The sequence below is a fragment of the Agrobacterium sp. InxBP2 genome, assembly GCF_026191755.1.
Classification (GTDB): Bacteria; Pseudomonadota; Alphaproteobacteria; order Rhizobiales; family Rhizobiaceae; genus Agrobacterium; species Agrobacterium pusense.
Genome location: NZ_JAINDY010000023.1, coordinates 54,755 through 68,719, shown reverse-complemented (window position 1 = coordinate 68,719; position 13,965 = coordinate 54,755). Strand labels below are relative to the sequence as shown.

At 61.1% G+C, this 13,965-nt stretch carries 14 protein-coding genes; 2 read left to right on the top strand and 12 right to left on the bottom strand.

Annotated features, from left to right (window positions below):
• Positions 1–11: 11 nt before the first annotated feature.
• The 6 genes from K7A42_RS07085 to K7A42_RS07060 all read right to left on the bottom strand — a co-directional run bounded on the left by K7A42_RS07085 (position 12) and on the right by K7A42_RS07060 (position 5,980).
• Positions 12–1,463: an aldehyde dehydrogenase gene (locus K7A42_RS07085; RefSeq protein WP_174150456.1), complete on the bottom strand. Its 1,452-nt coding sequence runs from the start codon at positions 1,461–1,463 to the stop codon at positions 12–14.
• Between the two features lie 16 nt (positions 1,464–1,479).
• Positions 1,480–2,184: an ABC transporter ATP-binding protein gene (locus K7A42_RS07080; protein WP_282455045.1), complete on the bottom strand. Its 705-nt coding sequence runs from the start codon at positions 2,182–2,184 to the stop codon at positions 1,480–1,482.
• Positions 2,185–2,193: 9 nt separating this feature from the next.
• Positions 2,194–2,922: an ABC transporter ATP-binding protein gene (locus K7A42_RS07075; protein ID WP_108081301.1), complete on the bottom strand. Its 729-nt coding sequence runs from the start codon at positions 2,920–2,922 to the stop codon at positions 2,194–2,196.
• Positions 2,919–3,827 carry a branched-chain amino acid ABC transporter permease gene (locus K7A42_RS07070; protein ID WP_112635934.1) on the bottom strand — a complete coding sequence of 303 codons (909 nt, stop codon included), beginning with the start codon at positions 3,825–3,827 and terminating at the stop codon, positions 2,919–2,921. The genes K7A42_RS07075 and K7A42_RS07070 overlap by 4 nt, the downstream gene beginning before the upstream one ends.
• Positions 3,824–4,696 carry a branched-chain amino acid ABC transporter permease gene (locus tag K7A42_RS07065; protein ID WP_108081412.1) on the bottom strand — a complete coding sequence of 291 codons (873 nt, stop codon included), beginning with the start codon at positions 4,694–4,696 and terminating at the stop codon, positions 3,824–3,826. Before K7A42_RS07065 ends, K7A42_RS07070 begins: the two co-directional genes overlap by 4 nt.
• Before the next feature lie 69 nt (positions 4,697–4,765).
• A complete protein-coding gene (locus K7A42_RS07060; RefSeq protein WP_112635987.1) occupies positions 4,766–5,980 on the bottom strand; it encodes an amino acid ABC transporter substrate-binding protein in 1,215 nt (404 codons plus the stop codon).
• Positions 5,981–6,113: 133 nt separating this feature from the next.
• Between K7A42_RS07060 and K7A42_RS07055 the strand changes: the two genes are divergently transcribed.
• Positions 6,114–6,986: a helix-turn-helix transcriptional regulator gene (locus K7A42_RS07055; RefSeq protein ID WP_112552771.1), complete on the top strand. Its 873-nt coding sequence runs from the start codon at positions 6,114–6,116 to the stop codon at positions 6,984–6,986.
• Positions 6,987–7,005: 19 nt separating this feature from the next.
• Here the strand turns inward: K7A42_RS07055 and K7A42_RS07050 are convergent, their stop codons facing one another.
• From K7A42_RS07050 to K7A42_RS07025, 6 genes are all read right to left on the bottom strand, one after another.
• On the bottom strand, positions 7,006–7,305 hold the full coding sequence (locus tag K7A42_RS07050; RefSeq protein ID WP_004444714.1) for a HigA family addiction module antitoxin: 300 nt from the start codon (positions 7,303–7,305) through the stop codon (positions 7,006–7,008).
• Between the two features lie 55 nt (positions 7,306–7,360).
• Positions 7,361–7,642, bottom strand: coding sequence for a type II toxin-antitoxin system RelE/ParE family toxin (locus K7A42_RS07045; RefSeq protein ID WP_045533913.1), 282 nt, complete (start codon positions 7,640–7,642; stop codon positions 7,361–7,363).
• A 77-nt stretch (positions 7,643–7,719) separates the two neighbouring features.
• Complete coding sequence (locus K7A42_RS07040; RefSeq protein WP_172873836.1) at positions 7,720–8,526, bottom strand: ABC transporter ATP-binding protein; 807 nt, start codon at positions 8,524–8,526, stop codon at positions 7,720–7,722.
• Positions 8,523–9,557 (bottom strand): FecCD family ABC transporter permease, encoded by a 1,035-nt coding sequence (locus K7A42_RS07035; RefSeq protein WP_174150458.1) that lies wholly within the window; start codon positions 9,555–9,557, stop codon positions 8,523–8,525. The genes K7A42_RS07040 and K7A42_RS07035 overlap by 4 nt, the downstream gene beginning before the upstream one ends.
• A gap of 2 nt (positions 9,558–9,559) precedes the next feature.
• Complete coding sequence (locus K7A42_RS07030) at positions 9,560–10,597, bottom strand: FecCD family ABC transporter permease (protein ID WP_202048950.1); 1,038 nt, start codon at positions 10,595–10,597, stop codon at positions 9,560–9,562.
• 2 nt (positions 10,598–10,599) lie between these two features.
• Positions 10,600–11,607: an iron-siderophore ABC transporter substrate-binding protein gene (locus tag K7A42_RS07025; RefSeq protein WP_022563812.1), complete on the bottom strand. Its 1,008-nt coding sequence runs from the start codon at positions 11,605–11,607 to the stop codon at positions 10,600–10,602.
• A 221-nt stretch (positions 11,608–11,828) separates the two neighbouring features.
• On the opposite strand from K7A42_RS07025, the gene K7A42_RS07020 reads away from it, so the two are divergent.
• A complete protein-coding gene (locus K7A42_RS07020) occupies positions 11,829–13,949 on the top strand; it encodes a TonB-dependent siderophore receptor (protein ID WP_174150459.1) in 2,121 nt (706 codons plus the stop codon).
• The last annotated feature ends 16 nt before the right edge of the window (positions 13,950–13,965 follow it).

Genomic DNA, 13,965 nt, shown 5'->3' with positions numbered 1-13,965 from the left:
CGGCGTCCGGTTCAGATCGGATAATGCAGCGGCCCGTCCTGCAGCGTGACCCAGCGTAATTCGGTGAATTCCGCAATGCCCGCCGTGCCGCCGAAGCGGCCGTAACCGGAGGCCTTGACCCCGCCGAAGGGCATCTGCGCCTCATCGTGAACAGTCGGCCCGTTGATGTGGCATATGCCGCTTTCGATCCGCGCGGCAATGGCAAGCGCCCGCGCCTGGTCCCTGCCGAAAATCGCGGCGGAAAGACCAAACTCTGTTTCATTGGCGATGCTTACCGCCTCATCGACGCTGCCGGCCCTGATGATGGAAACGACCGGACCGAAACTCTCCTCGGAATAAAGCCGCATGGCGGGAGTGACGCCATCGATGGCGATGGCATCGAGCATGGTGCCGGTGCCGCCACCACCCGCGACCAGCTTTGCGCCTTTGGACACGGCGTCGTCCACCAGCGCCCTTATGCGTGACGTCGCTTCGGCGCTGACCAGTGAGCCGAGCGGTGTTTTTCCCTCGCGTGGGTCCCCGGCCGTGAGGTTGGACGCTTTTTTGGCGAAGGCCTGAACGAATGTATCGGCAACGCTGTCAAGCACGATGATGCGCTCTGTCGACATGCAGATCTGGCCCTGGTTCATGTAGGCGCCGAAAGCGGCAGCCGCGACCGCCGCATCGATATCGGCATCGTCAAGCACGATGAACGGCGCCTTGCCGCCCAGCTCCAGCAGAGCGGGTTTCAGGTAACGGCCGGCCGTTTCGGCAATCACACGGCCAACGCGGGTCGAGCCGGTGAAATTCACCCGTCTGACGGCGGGGTGCGCGATCAGCGTATCGACGATCTTTGCCGCATCTTCCGGCGCATTGGAGACGGCGTTGAGCACGCCCTTCGGCAGACCTGCCGATGAGACCGCCTCGATGATCAGCGCATGGGTACGCGGGCAAAGTTCCGAGGTTTTCATCACCACCGTATTGCCGCAGGCGAGCGGCGTGGCGATGGAACGTACGCCGAGAATGACGGGAGCATTCCAAGGGGCGATGGACAGCACAACGCCTGCCGGCTGGCGCAGCGCCATCGCCATGGTGCCGGGACGGTTGGAGGGAATGATCTCGCCCTTGATCTGGGTGGTCAGGCTTGCGGCCTCCACCAGCATATCGCTTGCGAGCTTTACATTGAAACCAGCCCAGGCATCGGTCGCGCCGATTTCTTCCTTCATCGCCTGGGTAATGTCAGGCCCGGCGGCGAGTAGCGCCTGAGCCGCCGCCAGCAGCAGGCGGCGGCGCTCGCCGGGCGATGTGGCCGACCAGACGGGAAAGGCGGCAGCGGCAGCATCGGCCGCACGGGTAGCGTCCTCCACCGTTGCCGCCGCCGCGCTGGTCGCAACGTCGCCGGTGATCGGATTGTGACGCTCGAAGCGCTTTCCGCTCGCGGCCGGGCAATGGTCGCCACCGATGAAAAGATTGACAGTCTGCATGGTCTTCCTCCTGAATTCAGACAATGGCGGCGGTGGTGCCGCCGAGAAACGCCCGTTGCACGGCGGCATCGGCGGAGAGGGCCTCAGCTGAACCTGCCCCGACGATACGCCCCGCTTCCAGCAAATAACCCCGGTCGGCCAGCGCCAGGCTTTCGCGCACATTCTGCTCCACGAGCAGAAGGGAAAGGCCGCTTTTCTTGATCTCGGCCAGGGCGGCAAAAAGTTCCTGCGTGACGATGGGCGCAAGACCCAGGCTCGGCTCGTCCAGCAAGAGATAATCCGGTGCCGACATCAGCGCCCGCCCGATGGCGACCATCTGCTGTTCGCCGCCGGACATGGTGCCAGCAAGCTGCTGCCGGCGTTCGGCGAGACGCGGAAACAGCGAGAAAATATGCTCCCGTGTCACTTTCTCTGCTGAACGGGCATGGCGGGGATTAGCGCCGAGGCGAAGATTATCCTCCACCGTCAGCGCCGGGAAAATTCCGCGTCCTTCTGGCACCAGCGCCACGCCGCGGTCCACGATCCCATGAGGAGGGACAGCGGCAAGCGACGCACCGTCGACGCGCACTTCGCCGGACGCCGGCACAACCATGCCGCCGACCGCTTTCAGCAGTGACGACTTGCCCGCACCATTGGCGCCGAGCAGCACCACGGTTTCGCCCTTGGCAACATTGAGCGATATGCCGTCAACCGCGAGATGTTTGCCATAGCGGATTGTCAGTGCACTATTTCAAGCATGTGCCGCTCCCAGATAGGCGGAAATGACCTGCGGATCGTCAAGCACCGCTGCCGTCGGCCCGTCGGCGATCTTGCAGCCGGCGGCCATGACCACGGAGCGCGGGCAAAGCGCGCGCACGGCGGCCATGATATGTTCCACCAGCAGGATCGTCGTTCCCTGCGATGCCAGCCGCCGGATCAGCGCTATTCCTTCCTGAAGTTCGGTGGGGTTGAGGCCGGCGAGCCATTCATCCAACAACAGAAGCTTCGGCTCGCCAGCCAGCGCACGCGCCAGTTCAAGGCGTTTCTGATCGATGTAGGTGAGGTCGCCGGCCGGCATGGTTTCCCGCCCGGCAAGGCCTATTCTTTCGAGGCAGGCGCGCGCGACCTTCTCCGCCGCTGGGCGGGACAACCGCTGCGGGCCGAACATGGCCGATACGGCAACGTTTTCGAGCAGGGAAAGCGACGGCAAAAGCCGCACGAGCTGGAAGGTGCGCGCCACGCCGGCGCGCGCAATCGCATCCGGCCGCCGGCCGGCAATCTCCTGCCCTTTCAGCCGGATCGACCCTTCGGTCGGCTTCAGCGCTCCGGAGATCAGATTCATTAGCGTCGTCTTGCCGGAGCCGTTCGGCCCGAGCAGCCCGACGACCTCGCCGGCCTCGATGGTGAGACCAAGGCCATCCACCGCCTTCAGCCCGCCGAAGGTCTTGCGGATATTGGTGATTTCGAGAACGGCGCTCATGCGGCTTTCTCCTTTTTGCGCAACTTCTCCAGCGCCGCCAGCACGCCATCCGGCAGCACGAAGACGATGAGGATGAAGAGAGCGCCGAGGATGATGGAAAAATGGTTGGGGAAGTTCGCGCCCAGCCATTCGAACAGCAGGAAAAGCGGCACTGCACCGAGAATGGGTCCCCAGCGGCGCGTGGCTCCGCCGAGCAGGGCCATGATGACGGTGAGGAACGATACCTGCGGATTAAACACGATGGCCGGCTCGATATAGACCCAGCGCGGGGCCTGAATGGCGCCGACCAGCGTGATGATCGTGGCGGAAAGCACGAAGAGCGCCAGCTTGGTGCGGGCAAGATTAATTCCTGCGTGGGCGGCCACCACCTCATCATCGCCGATTGCCTTCAGCGCCAGGCCGAGCTTTCTGCGGTCGATGAGCGACGACAGGACAAGAGTAACGGCGGCCAGCACCAGCAATTGCCAGAGGACATGCTGCGGCTCCAGCGGCAGGAAGATATAGCGCCCGAGCGTTCCGGTCACATTCACTTCATACCAGGTGATGAGCTGTCGGATGAGTTCGGCAAGGCCGAAAGAAAAGATCACGAAATAAATGCCGGCAACGCGCAGCGTGGAAAGCCCGACGACGAAGGCAAGCGCCGCGCCGACAAGGGCGGAGCACAGGAGGACGAGCGGCCAGGGCAAGACCTCGCTCAGCACCGCGACCGTATAGGCCCCGACACCGAAAAAGGCGACGGTGGCGAGCGATATATAGCGGGTCGGACCGGAGAACATGGCCCAGGCGGAAGCAAGCGTGGCATAACCGAGAAGGCCGATGATGACGCCGACACCATAGGCATCGAAGAAGAAGGGGGAAAGCGCCAGCAGCGCGGCTGAGGCGAGGCCGATCAGAAGCGGAATCATTTGCCCCTCCTTGCGAAGATGCCTTCCGGACGCCAAAGCAGGACCATGAGAAAGAGCAGGTAGGTGGCGGCAAGTGTGAGGCCGGGATCGACATAAACCAGCACAAAGGTTTCCACGAGACCGAGCAGCAGCCCGGCGACCAGCGCGCCGAGCAGATTGCCGACACCGCCCATGATGACGACGACAAGCGCCTTCATGGTGAAGACCACGCCATAGGAAGCGGAGAAGGTCTGGTACATCGAGATCATCACCCCGCCCGCCACGGCGAGTGCGCCACCGAGAGCAAAGCCAAGGGAAGCCACACGGTTCACATCGATGCCGACCAGCGGCGCGGAACGGGGCGACAGCGCCACTGCCCGCAGGTTAAGACCCCAGCGGCTGTGGGTGAGCGCCAGATAAAGCCCGCTGCCGATCACAACCGACAGGCCGAAGGACAGCAGCCGGTTGAGCGCCACGGTCGTGCCGAAGATGTCGACGCCATCGGAGAGATAGGAATAGGAATGGTAGTTGCCGCCGAACGCCACGAGCATGATGCCCTGGATAACGAAGAGCAGTCCGAAGGTTGCCAGAATGGAATCGACTTCCAGACGGCCAGAGCCGCCCGAACGGCGCACCAGCGGCCGCATCATGACGCGGTAGATCGCGAAAGAAAGGCCGTAACCGAGCGGTACGATGATGAAAAGCGACCAGAGCGGCGAAAGCCCGTAACCGGAAAACAGAACGAAGGTGATGAAGGCAGCCGCGATCAGCACTTCGCCATAAGCGAGGTTCATGATGCGGGCGATGCCATATTGCAGCGAAAGTCCAAGCGCGATCAGCGCATAGGTCCCTCCCAGCATCAAGCCGAAGATGAGGGTGGATAAGAACAAGGAAATGTCTCCAGTCTGGAACATGGCCGAAGCCTTCCGGCCGGGTTCACGGCCCCGGCCGGAAAGGGCTTACCATTGCGGCTTCGGGACAACGGGCTTGGCCGCACCTGGACGTTCCGCAGGCGCAATCGCGACGAAACGCTCGCCCTGCCATTGCCCCGCCCACCACAGCTGACGAAGCTGGTTGTCTTCAAGTTTGACCGGGCCGATAACGGTGTCGAAGCTTCCCGTCGAAAGCTCGCCCGCCACCGCTGCCCTGTCGAGCCCGACACGCTGGATTGACTGGGCCAGCATTTCGAGGCTCGCATAGGTGATGGCGCTTGCCCAGCTGTCCGGCTTGGTGCCGATGAAGGCTTCGTGACGCTTGAAATAATCCTCGATCCTGTCGCTGCTTCCATCGACGCCGCCGATGCTGATGACACCTTCCTGCTTGCCATCGGAAACCTTCGGGAAAATCGGGAAAGCACCGCCGACACCGACGTAGAACACCTTCGGATTATATCGTGAGGTCTGCGCCTGCTTCGTTACCGCGAAACTGTCCGGCGGATAGGAAAAGGCGATGAAGCTGTCGGCACCGCTTGCCGCGGCCTCGTTCACAAGCGCGGCAAAATCCGAGGTGCCGACCGGATAGGTCTTGTCATAAGCAAGCGTAAAACCTGCTTCCTTCAGCGCGGGTCGCGCGGCCTTGATGAGATCGATGCCGAAACCGTCCGCGACAGATATCACTGCCACCTTGTCATTGATCTGGCCTGCTTCGCGGGCGGCTTTCAAAACATCGGCCAGTGCAACGGCGTAGTCGTGCCCGCCGCCCAGCATCCAGAAGCTCTTCTTCCAGCGCGCGGCGAAATCGGGCGCCTTGTCGGTGACGCCGGTGACCGCGAGCTGCGGATAACCGAAACGGTCATAAAGCGGCGCAACCGCCAGATTAAACCCCGTGCCCCAGGGCGGCAGGATGAAATCCACCTTGTCCTGGCTGGCCAGCCGCTCGGTGAACCGCACCGCGTCCTCGGCCGAGGAACGGTCGTCATATTCGACCACGTCAACTGGCAAGCGCTTGCCATCTGGCAAAGTGAGGCCGCCGGCATCGTTGACTTCCTTTACCCATAATTTGTAGTTCGGAATGGTCGTGATACCCGCGCCGGTGGCATTGGCGCCGCTTTTTGACACGGCATAGCCAATCTTTACGGAAGTGCGGTCCTGCGCAGTGGCATGACTGAAAGACACTGCAGACAGGGCAGCACCGGAGAGCAGGCAGAACAGTGTTCTGCGCTTCAAATTGTTCATGATGTTCCTCCCAAAGCGCTCGATCGGGCAGCCCTTCTCCTCAAGACTCCCCCGCGCGCTGATCGAAGTTTAGCAATGACAGTCGCATATAAAATGCACTAACGTAGTGCATTATTGCACTTTTGGAGGTTGAATGCCGCTGCACAGCCAGTTTGCCGCCAATCGCGTGGAGATCACGGCACGTACCTTCGCCTCCTCGCTGCGCGTATCGGAATTCCGGCTGGAAGCAGACAGCGCCCACCTGCTTTTGCTTTCTGTCGGGGAAGCGGAGATCACGCAGGGCGATAAGAGGCTGGATGTCCCTTCGCCGGGACTCATCTGGCTGCCCATAGGCCCGGCCGGCCGCGTGAGACTGAGCGCCGGAAGCCGCGGATCGCTGTTGACGACCACCGAAATCGGGCTGGCTCACGCGATGCCGACGGGCACGAGCGCAAACGCCGTACGCGCGATACTGCAGCGTATTCTGGTACAGACACCCGAAGAACAGGGCCAAAAGGAACTGGAGGCTTATCTCCAGACAATCGCGAGCGAAAATGTCCGCGCAGCGACCGGTTCCGACACGATCATCGCCAGCCTGCTCTGCGTCACCCTTGTCCGCATCTGCCAGCACGCCATCGCCGATGTTGCTGCCGCCGTCTCCACCCCGGGCGGCCTCACCGAACGTTTCGTCCTTCTGGTGAGCCAGCACAAGCACGATCAATGGGCCGTGGAAGATTATGCACACCATCTCGGCGTTACCCGCGAGCGACTGGGATTTGCGGTCCGCAAGGCCACGGGGCTTTCGCCACAGGCCTATATCCACCGGGAACTCATGTCAGATGCGCGCGACCTTCTTCTGAACTCTTCGCTGCAAGTTGCTGAAATCGCGTTTCGATTAGGATTTCAGGACCCCGGTTATTTCAATCGCTTCTTCACCCGCAACGAGGGGACCTCTCCTGGCCGTTTCAGAAGAACGGCAAGGCAGAAGCAGAACATGCCGCCGCCATCCTATGCGGCCTGGCCGTGACGGGACAGGAGGCTGACAACTACGCGGCTTCCAGTTCCTTGATATTCGCAAGGTCCGTTTCCAGCCTCGCTGCAGCCGCCTTAATGTCAAAAGCGTTCTGCAAGTTCAGCCAATATTCCGGGGTGGTCTTGAAAAACTTTGCCAGACGCAAGGCGGTGTCCGCGGTGATACCAAGTTTCTCTCCCGCAATCCGTTCTATGCGGGTGCGCGGAACATTGAGGTGCCTTGCGAGCGCGTATGCCGACATCCCCAGCGGCTCAAGATAGAGTTCCCGCAGGATTTCGCCCGGATGGATCGGAGGCGATTTACTGATTGTCATGCTCGCTGGCCCTCCTTGGCCGATTTGTCATGAGCCTTTCCACGAGAATTCCAGACTAGTGATAGTCGGTTATTTCCACGTTCTCCGGCCCTGCTTGCGTCCAGACGAAGCAGATACGCCACTGCTTGTTGATCCGGATCGAATATTGTCCCTCACGGTCGCCGGAAAGCTTTTCCAAACGATTGCCGGGCGGTGAGCGAAGGTCTTCTACCGTGGTCGCCGCATCCAGGACCGTGAGCAGTTGCTGGGCGCGGCGTAGCATATCGGAGGGAAATCCCTTCTTCACAGATCCGTCGTCAATCGAAGCAGTCAGCTTGTTTTTAAAAGAACGGATCATTGCCTGCCTCTTGATGTTCGTATCATAAACAGATACGCGCAGAAGTCAACAGAACCGTATCTTAAAGAGATACGTTATTATTTCCCCTGGACGGTCCGATGCCGCCCGATCGGCAGCATCATCGGCTTGCCCGATGTCGGATCCGTGATGACACGGCTTTCAATACCAAAAACGTGGCGGACATTCTCTTCCGTCAAAACGCCTTCCGGCGTGCCGAAGACATGCAGCTTTCCGCCCCTCATGGCGACGAGATGATCGGCATAACGGGCTGCGAGATTGAGATCGTGCAACACCATGACGATGGTGGTCCCACGCGACTGGTTGAGGTCTGTGAGAAGGTCCAGCACCTCGACCTGATGGCTGATATCGAGGAAGGTGGTCGGCTCATCCAAGAGCAATATGTCGGTCTGCTGGGCAAGCGCCATGGCGATCCACACGCGTTGCCGCTGACCGCCCGACAATTCATCCACCGGCCGTTCGGCAAGCTCGACCGTGTCGGTGGCGACGAGTGCTGCGGCAACCGCTTCGTCATCCTCACGTGTCCAGCGTGCGAACAGGCCGTGATGCGGATGTCGCCCGCGGCTGACGAGATCCGCAACCACGATACCTTCAGGCGCTATCGGCGATTGCGGCAGGAGACCCATCCGCTGAGCCAGTTCCCGGGAAGGCAGGCGATGGATCGACTTGCCGTCGAGCAGGACCTGACCGGCGCGCGGTGTGATGAGCCGCGACATGCTGCGTAGCAGAGTGGACTTGCCGCAGGCATTCGCGCCGACGATAACCGTGATCTTCCCGCGCGGGACGGTGAGGTCCAGCTCTTCTATGATGAGGCTGTCGCCATAGCCGGCCGAGAGGCCGCTTACGGAAAGAGAGTGGCCGGTCATAACGAGCCTCCGCTGCGGTTGACCCGCACGATCAGATAAATCAGATAGGGTGCACCGAGCGCACCGGTGACGACGCCGACCGGGTAACGGCCGGGCAGCAGGAACTGGCCGCAATAGTCACCCGCCAGCACCAGCACCGCCCCGACCAGCGCGGCGGGAAGGAGCAGCGATCCATTGCTGCCGACGATACGCGCTGTAATTGGTCCGGACAGGAACGCAACGAAGGCGATCGGCCCCGAGACGGCCGTAGCAAAGGCGATCATGCCAACGGCTGCGACGATGACGATGATGCGTGTTGCCCCGACCCGAACGCCGAGTGCCGCGGCGGCATCATCACCGAGCCTGAGCGTCTCGAGATCCCGTCCACGGCTGAGAAGCAGGCCGCCGAAGAAAACCAGCGCGATGGCAAGCGGCAGTGTCTGGGCAAGTTTGGCGCCATTGACACTGCCGGTCAGCCAGCGCATCGCCTCCTGCAATGTCCAGGCTGGCGCGACGGAGAGAATATAGGCGATGATGCTTTCCAGCATGGCGGAAACACCGATGCCGACAAGGATCAGACGCGTTCCGGCCACGCCGTTGCGGAAGGAGAGGAGATAGACCAGTAGGGCGATGCCAAGGCCGGCGACGACGGCGACAACCGAGACCAGCGGTCCGTTCATCTGCAATACGACGATGGCAAAGACGGCGGCGGCGCTGGCGCCGGAGCTGATGCCGATAATGTCGGGGCTGGCAAGCGGGTTGCGTAACATGATCTGAAAGGCGACGCCGCCAAGCCCGAAGCTCAGCCCCGCCAGCACCGAGAGCAGCGCGCGTGGCAGGCGCAATTGTCCGACGGTAAAGCTGACGCCGGCGATGTCCTCGCCAAGGAGCACGCGGATCACCTGACCGGGCGGGGTGAATGATTGGCCGAGCGTCAGCGTAAGCCCAAAAGCCGCGACGAGAAGCGTCAGCAGGCAAAAGATGACGACACGGCGCCGGCCTTGCCGAAGATGGCGGTTGAAACCCAGCGTTTCGACGAGTGACGGGAACATGCTCACAGCTCACGCACCCTCTGCCGTCTGACGATCCAGATGAAAAAGGGCGCGCCGACCAGCGCCGTGACGATACCGACATCGAGTTCGGAGGGCCGCGCGACGATGCGGCCGACAATATCGGCGGCCAGCAGCAGGCAGGCGCCTCCAAGTGCAGAAAACGGGAGGAGCCAGCGATTGTCCACCCCGACCAGCGAGCGGCAGAGGTGAGGCACCACCAGACCGACAAAACCGATCGGGCCACAAATGGCAGTGGCAGCGCCGCACAGAAGAATGGCGCCCAAGGATGCCATGGCTCTGGCGACGGCAACGTTTTCTCCAAGGCCGGCGGCCAGCTCGTTGCCAAGCGCCAGCGAATTCAACTTCCGCGCCGAAAGCAGGCTTATGACGAAACCGGCAGCCAGAAAGGGCAATACGGTCTCGATACGTTCGAAGGTCGCCCCGCCGACGCCACCGATCTGCCAGGCACGGACACCGCCGGCGATATCGCTGCGCGGCAACACCACAGCGATGACGAGCGACGAGAAGGCGACGGAGGTGGCGGCACCCGCAAGTGCGAGTTTCAGCGGCGTGGCCCCGCCTCGCCCGAGCGAACCGACAACATAAACGAAGATCGCGGATGCGCCCGCCCCGGCAATTGCCGTGACGATGAAGGCCTGAGCCGAAGCGATGCCGAACCAGACGATGCCGATGACAACGGCAAGCGACGCCCCCATGTTCACGCCGAGAATACCGGGATCAGCAAGCGGGTTGCGCGTGACCCCCTGCATGATCGCGCCGGCCAGCCCCAGCGCGGCACCGGCTATAAGCGCAAGCACGGTGCGCGGCAGGCGCACAGCAACCGCCGCTTCTGCAACCGTTTCGACACGGCCACTCAGCCCACCAAGAATATCCGCAAATAGGACGTCACGCGTGCCGATGGCGACCGACAACGCGCATAGCAGCCCGAGAAGCGCCAGCACCGCGCCAAGCCACGCCATCCGCACGCGGTTCGAGCGCCCCGCCAGTGGCACGGCAGCCGCTTTGCCGGATCCGGACATTGTCACTGTGATTTCCCAGACTTACCGGCGGCCCTTGCCAGGAGATCGGCATAGTCCTTCAACACCCATGAAATCGACAGAGGCGTTGGATTAGAAGCCGTGCCAAGCGGATCGCGCCCCAGCATAACGACAGCATCGTTTGAGACGGCGGGCATCCGGGCGAGAAGCGGATCAGCGCGCATGGCATTCAGCAGCGGCTCGCTACCATAGGTCACGATGATATCGACATCGTCGAAGGCATCGACGCGCTCGGCGCTGATACCGGCAGCGAATTGCCCAGGCCTCGTTGCCTCCGCGACGCTTTTGGGGGACGCAAGGCCAAGATCTTTGAAGAACTTCACTCTGGTATCATTGGCCGTATAGAAATTGACAACGCTGAGATTTGTGGCGTCGAGATGGGTGACAAACATGGCCGACTTGCCCTTCAGTTGCGGGTGGCCGGCAACGACCTCGGCTATTTCACCCTCGATGCGCCTGATGAGCGCCTCCCCTTCTGCGGCCATTCCAAGACCGGCGCTATTCAGCCGGATCATGTCGCGCCAGTCCGTCGCCCATGGCGAGACAGGATAAGCGACCACCGGCGCGATCTGGCTGAGCGTGTCGTAATCCGACTGGCTGAGGCCGGAATAGGCCGCGAGGATGACATCCGGCTGCGTTGCCGCCACAGCCTCGAAATCGATGCCGTCACCCTCGTCGAACAGCACAGGCTTTGGCGCGTCGAGCTCAGATAGCCGCTTCGCCACCCAGGGCAGCAGCCCGTCACCGTCATCATCGCCGAAGTTGGCGGCGGCAAAGCCGACGGGCACGATGCCGAGCGCCAGCGGCACCTCATGGTTGGCCCAGGCGACAGTGGCGACCCGCTCGGGCTTCTTCGCAATCGTCGTCGTGCCGAAAGCATGTTTGATGGTGACGGGATAGGGTGCCGTCTCCTCCGCCACAGCTGTATTCTGTGCGATCACGGACAGAAAAAACACGAAGACCGGTAGAAGACCACAAAACAGGCGGGGCATGAGCGAGGCTTTCAAAGTTCAAAAGTGGACTTGAATTCTCAGCTTCAATTGCCCCCGTCAAGTCCGGTGAGGAAATCGTTCCGCAACAGCGGTGAAATTTCCGGGGTTTTGTACAAAACCGCAAAAATCTACAATACCGGACAAACATTCTCAAGTTATTGGGCGCATCGAGAGTGGTCCGTGAAAACGGCGATCGGGGCATTAATTTCTGGAACCTACCAATGAATATCGAAATCCAAGGCAGAAACCGCAAAACCGCGCGACGTCTCCACGGGAAAGCGGCCCTGCTGACCTGCACGGCGCTTGCCGCATCCATGCCCGGCCTTCTCGTGGCGCAGGAGGCTGCCAACGCGGGCGGCAGCACGGTTCTGGAGACCATCACCATCGACAGCGGTGACAATGATCAGAAATCGATCGTCGCCACCCGCACGACGAGCGGCAGCAAGATGGCGACCGATATTCTCGACACACCTGCCTCTGTCTCTGTCATCACCGCCAAGGAAATGCAGCAGCGCGGCGTGCAGACGGTAGAAGAAGCACTGCAATACACCGCCGGCGTCACCACGGATTTTTACGGCTCCGACGACCGTTTCGACTATTTCAAGATTCGCGGTTTCGACGCTTACATGTACCGCGACGGCTTGACGCTCGGCCGCCCCTTCGGCGCGCTGCGCGAAGAAACCTATGCCTATGAGCGCGTCGAAGTGATAAAGGGCGGCAATTCTACCACCTTCGGCGTTTCGGACCCCGGCGGTTCGGTAAATTACGCCACGAAAGTGCCAAAACATGCGCGCTTCGGCGAAGCCTATGTGACCGGCGGTTCTTATGGCCGCGCCGAGACCGGCTTCGATTTCGGCGACAACATCACCGGGGACGACACTCTGTCCTATCGTCTGACCGGCAAGCTTCGCAACGCCGATGCGGAATATGACTATTCCCGCGACGACGAGAAATTCTTCATGGGCGGTCTTACCTGGCGTCCGACCGACGCCACCAGCCTGACTGTCGTTTACGACCACCTTAACAAGGATGGCGTTCCCGGTGGCGGCGGCCATCCCGTCGGCTCGCATTTCGACCGGAGCCGCTTCTTCGGAGAACCCGACTACAACTATCGCGGCACGAACCGCAACTCGCTGAGCGTGATGTTCGATCACGATTTTGGATCCGGCCTGACCCTGAGTTCCAACGCCCGCTACAGCAAGGCGAATACGGACTTCGGTTATGCCTATATATCGTCGACGCCGACCAACGGTTCGACCATCGCCAATCGTTCTTATTTCGGCAACGACACCGAGACCGAAAACTTCCTGATCGACACGCGCCTGCAATATGACACGCGGTTCGACAACGTCGAAAGCCGCAGCCTGGTCGGTGTTTTCTACAATGACTACACCTCCGGCAGCAAAAGCTACTTTGGCGCTGCACCGAGCATCAACTGGATGAACCCGATCTATACCGGCGCGCCCTCTTCCGTGCCGCTCTATGCGGACTCCCTGACGGACCAGAAGACAAGAGCGCTCTATCTGCAGCAGGACCTGACCTTCTTCGACAGGCTCACCATCAGCGCCGGCCTTAGAAACGACTGGATCGACACCGACCAGACAAACCGGCTGAACCGCACGACGGCGAGCGGCGACATCAGCGAACTCACGAAGCGCATTGGTGTGTCCTACAAGATAACCAACGAGATCGCGCCCTATATCAGCTATGCTGAATCGGTAGTGCCCGCGTCCGGTCTCACCGTCGAGCCGGAGCGCGGCGAACAGATCGAACTCGGCGTGAAGTACCGGCCGGACGCTTTCCCGGCTCTTTTCACTGCCTCGATCTACGATCTGAAAAAGAACAACATCACCGTCACAAGCCCGATCACCAGCCTGCCCACAACGATCGGCGAGGTGCGTGTGCGTGGTCTTGACCTCGAGGCCAAGGCTGAGGTCACAGACAGTCTCAGCCTGACGGCAGCCTATTCCTATCTCGATGCGGAAATCACCGAAAACGGCACTGGCGGCAATGTCGGCAACAGGCCGCAGTTTGTGCCCGAACATCAGGCCTCACTATGGGTCAACTATACGCTTGCGGGCAACGACCATTTCGGTGACATGACGTTCGGTCTCGGCGGCCGCTATACCGGCGCCTATTATTTCGACAACGCCGACAAGGTCGAAACCGGAAGCAGTGTGACCGTGGATGCGGCATTCAGCTACAAGATCCAGGAAACCGCCTCGCTGGATGTCAATGTCTCCAACCTTTTCAACGAAAAACACGTTTCTTATGGCGGGTTCGGAGCAGACTTCTACAATCCAGGCAGGGCGTTTTCGGTTACCCTGCGCAAGACATGGTGATGTAAGATATCCAAAA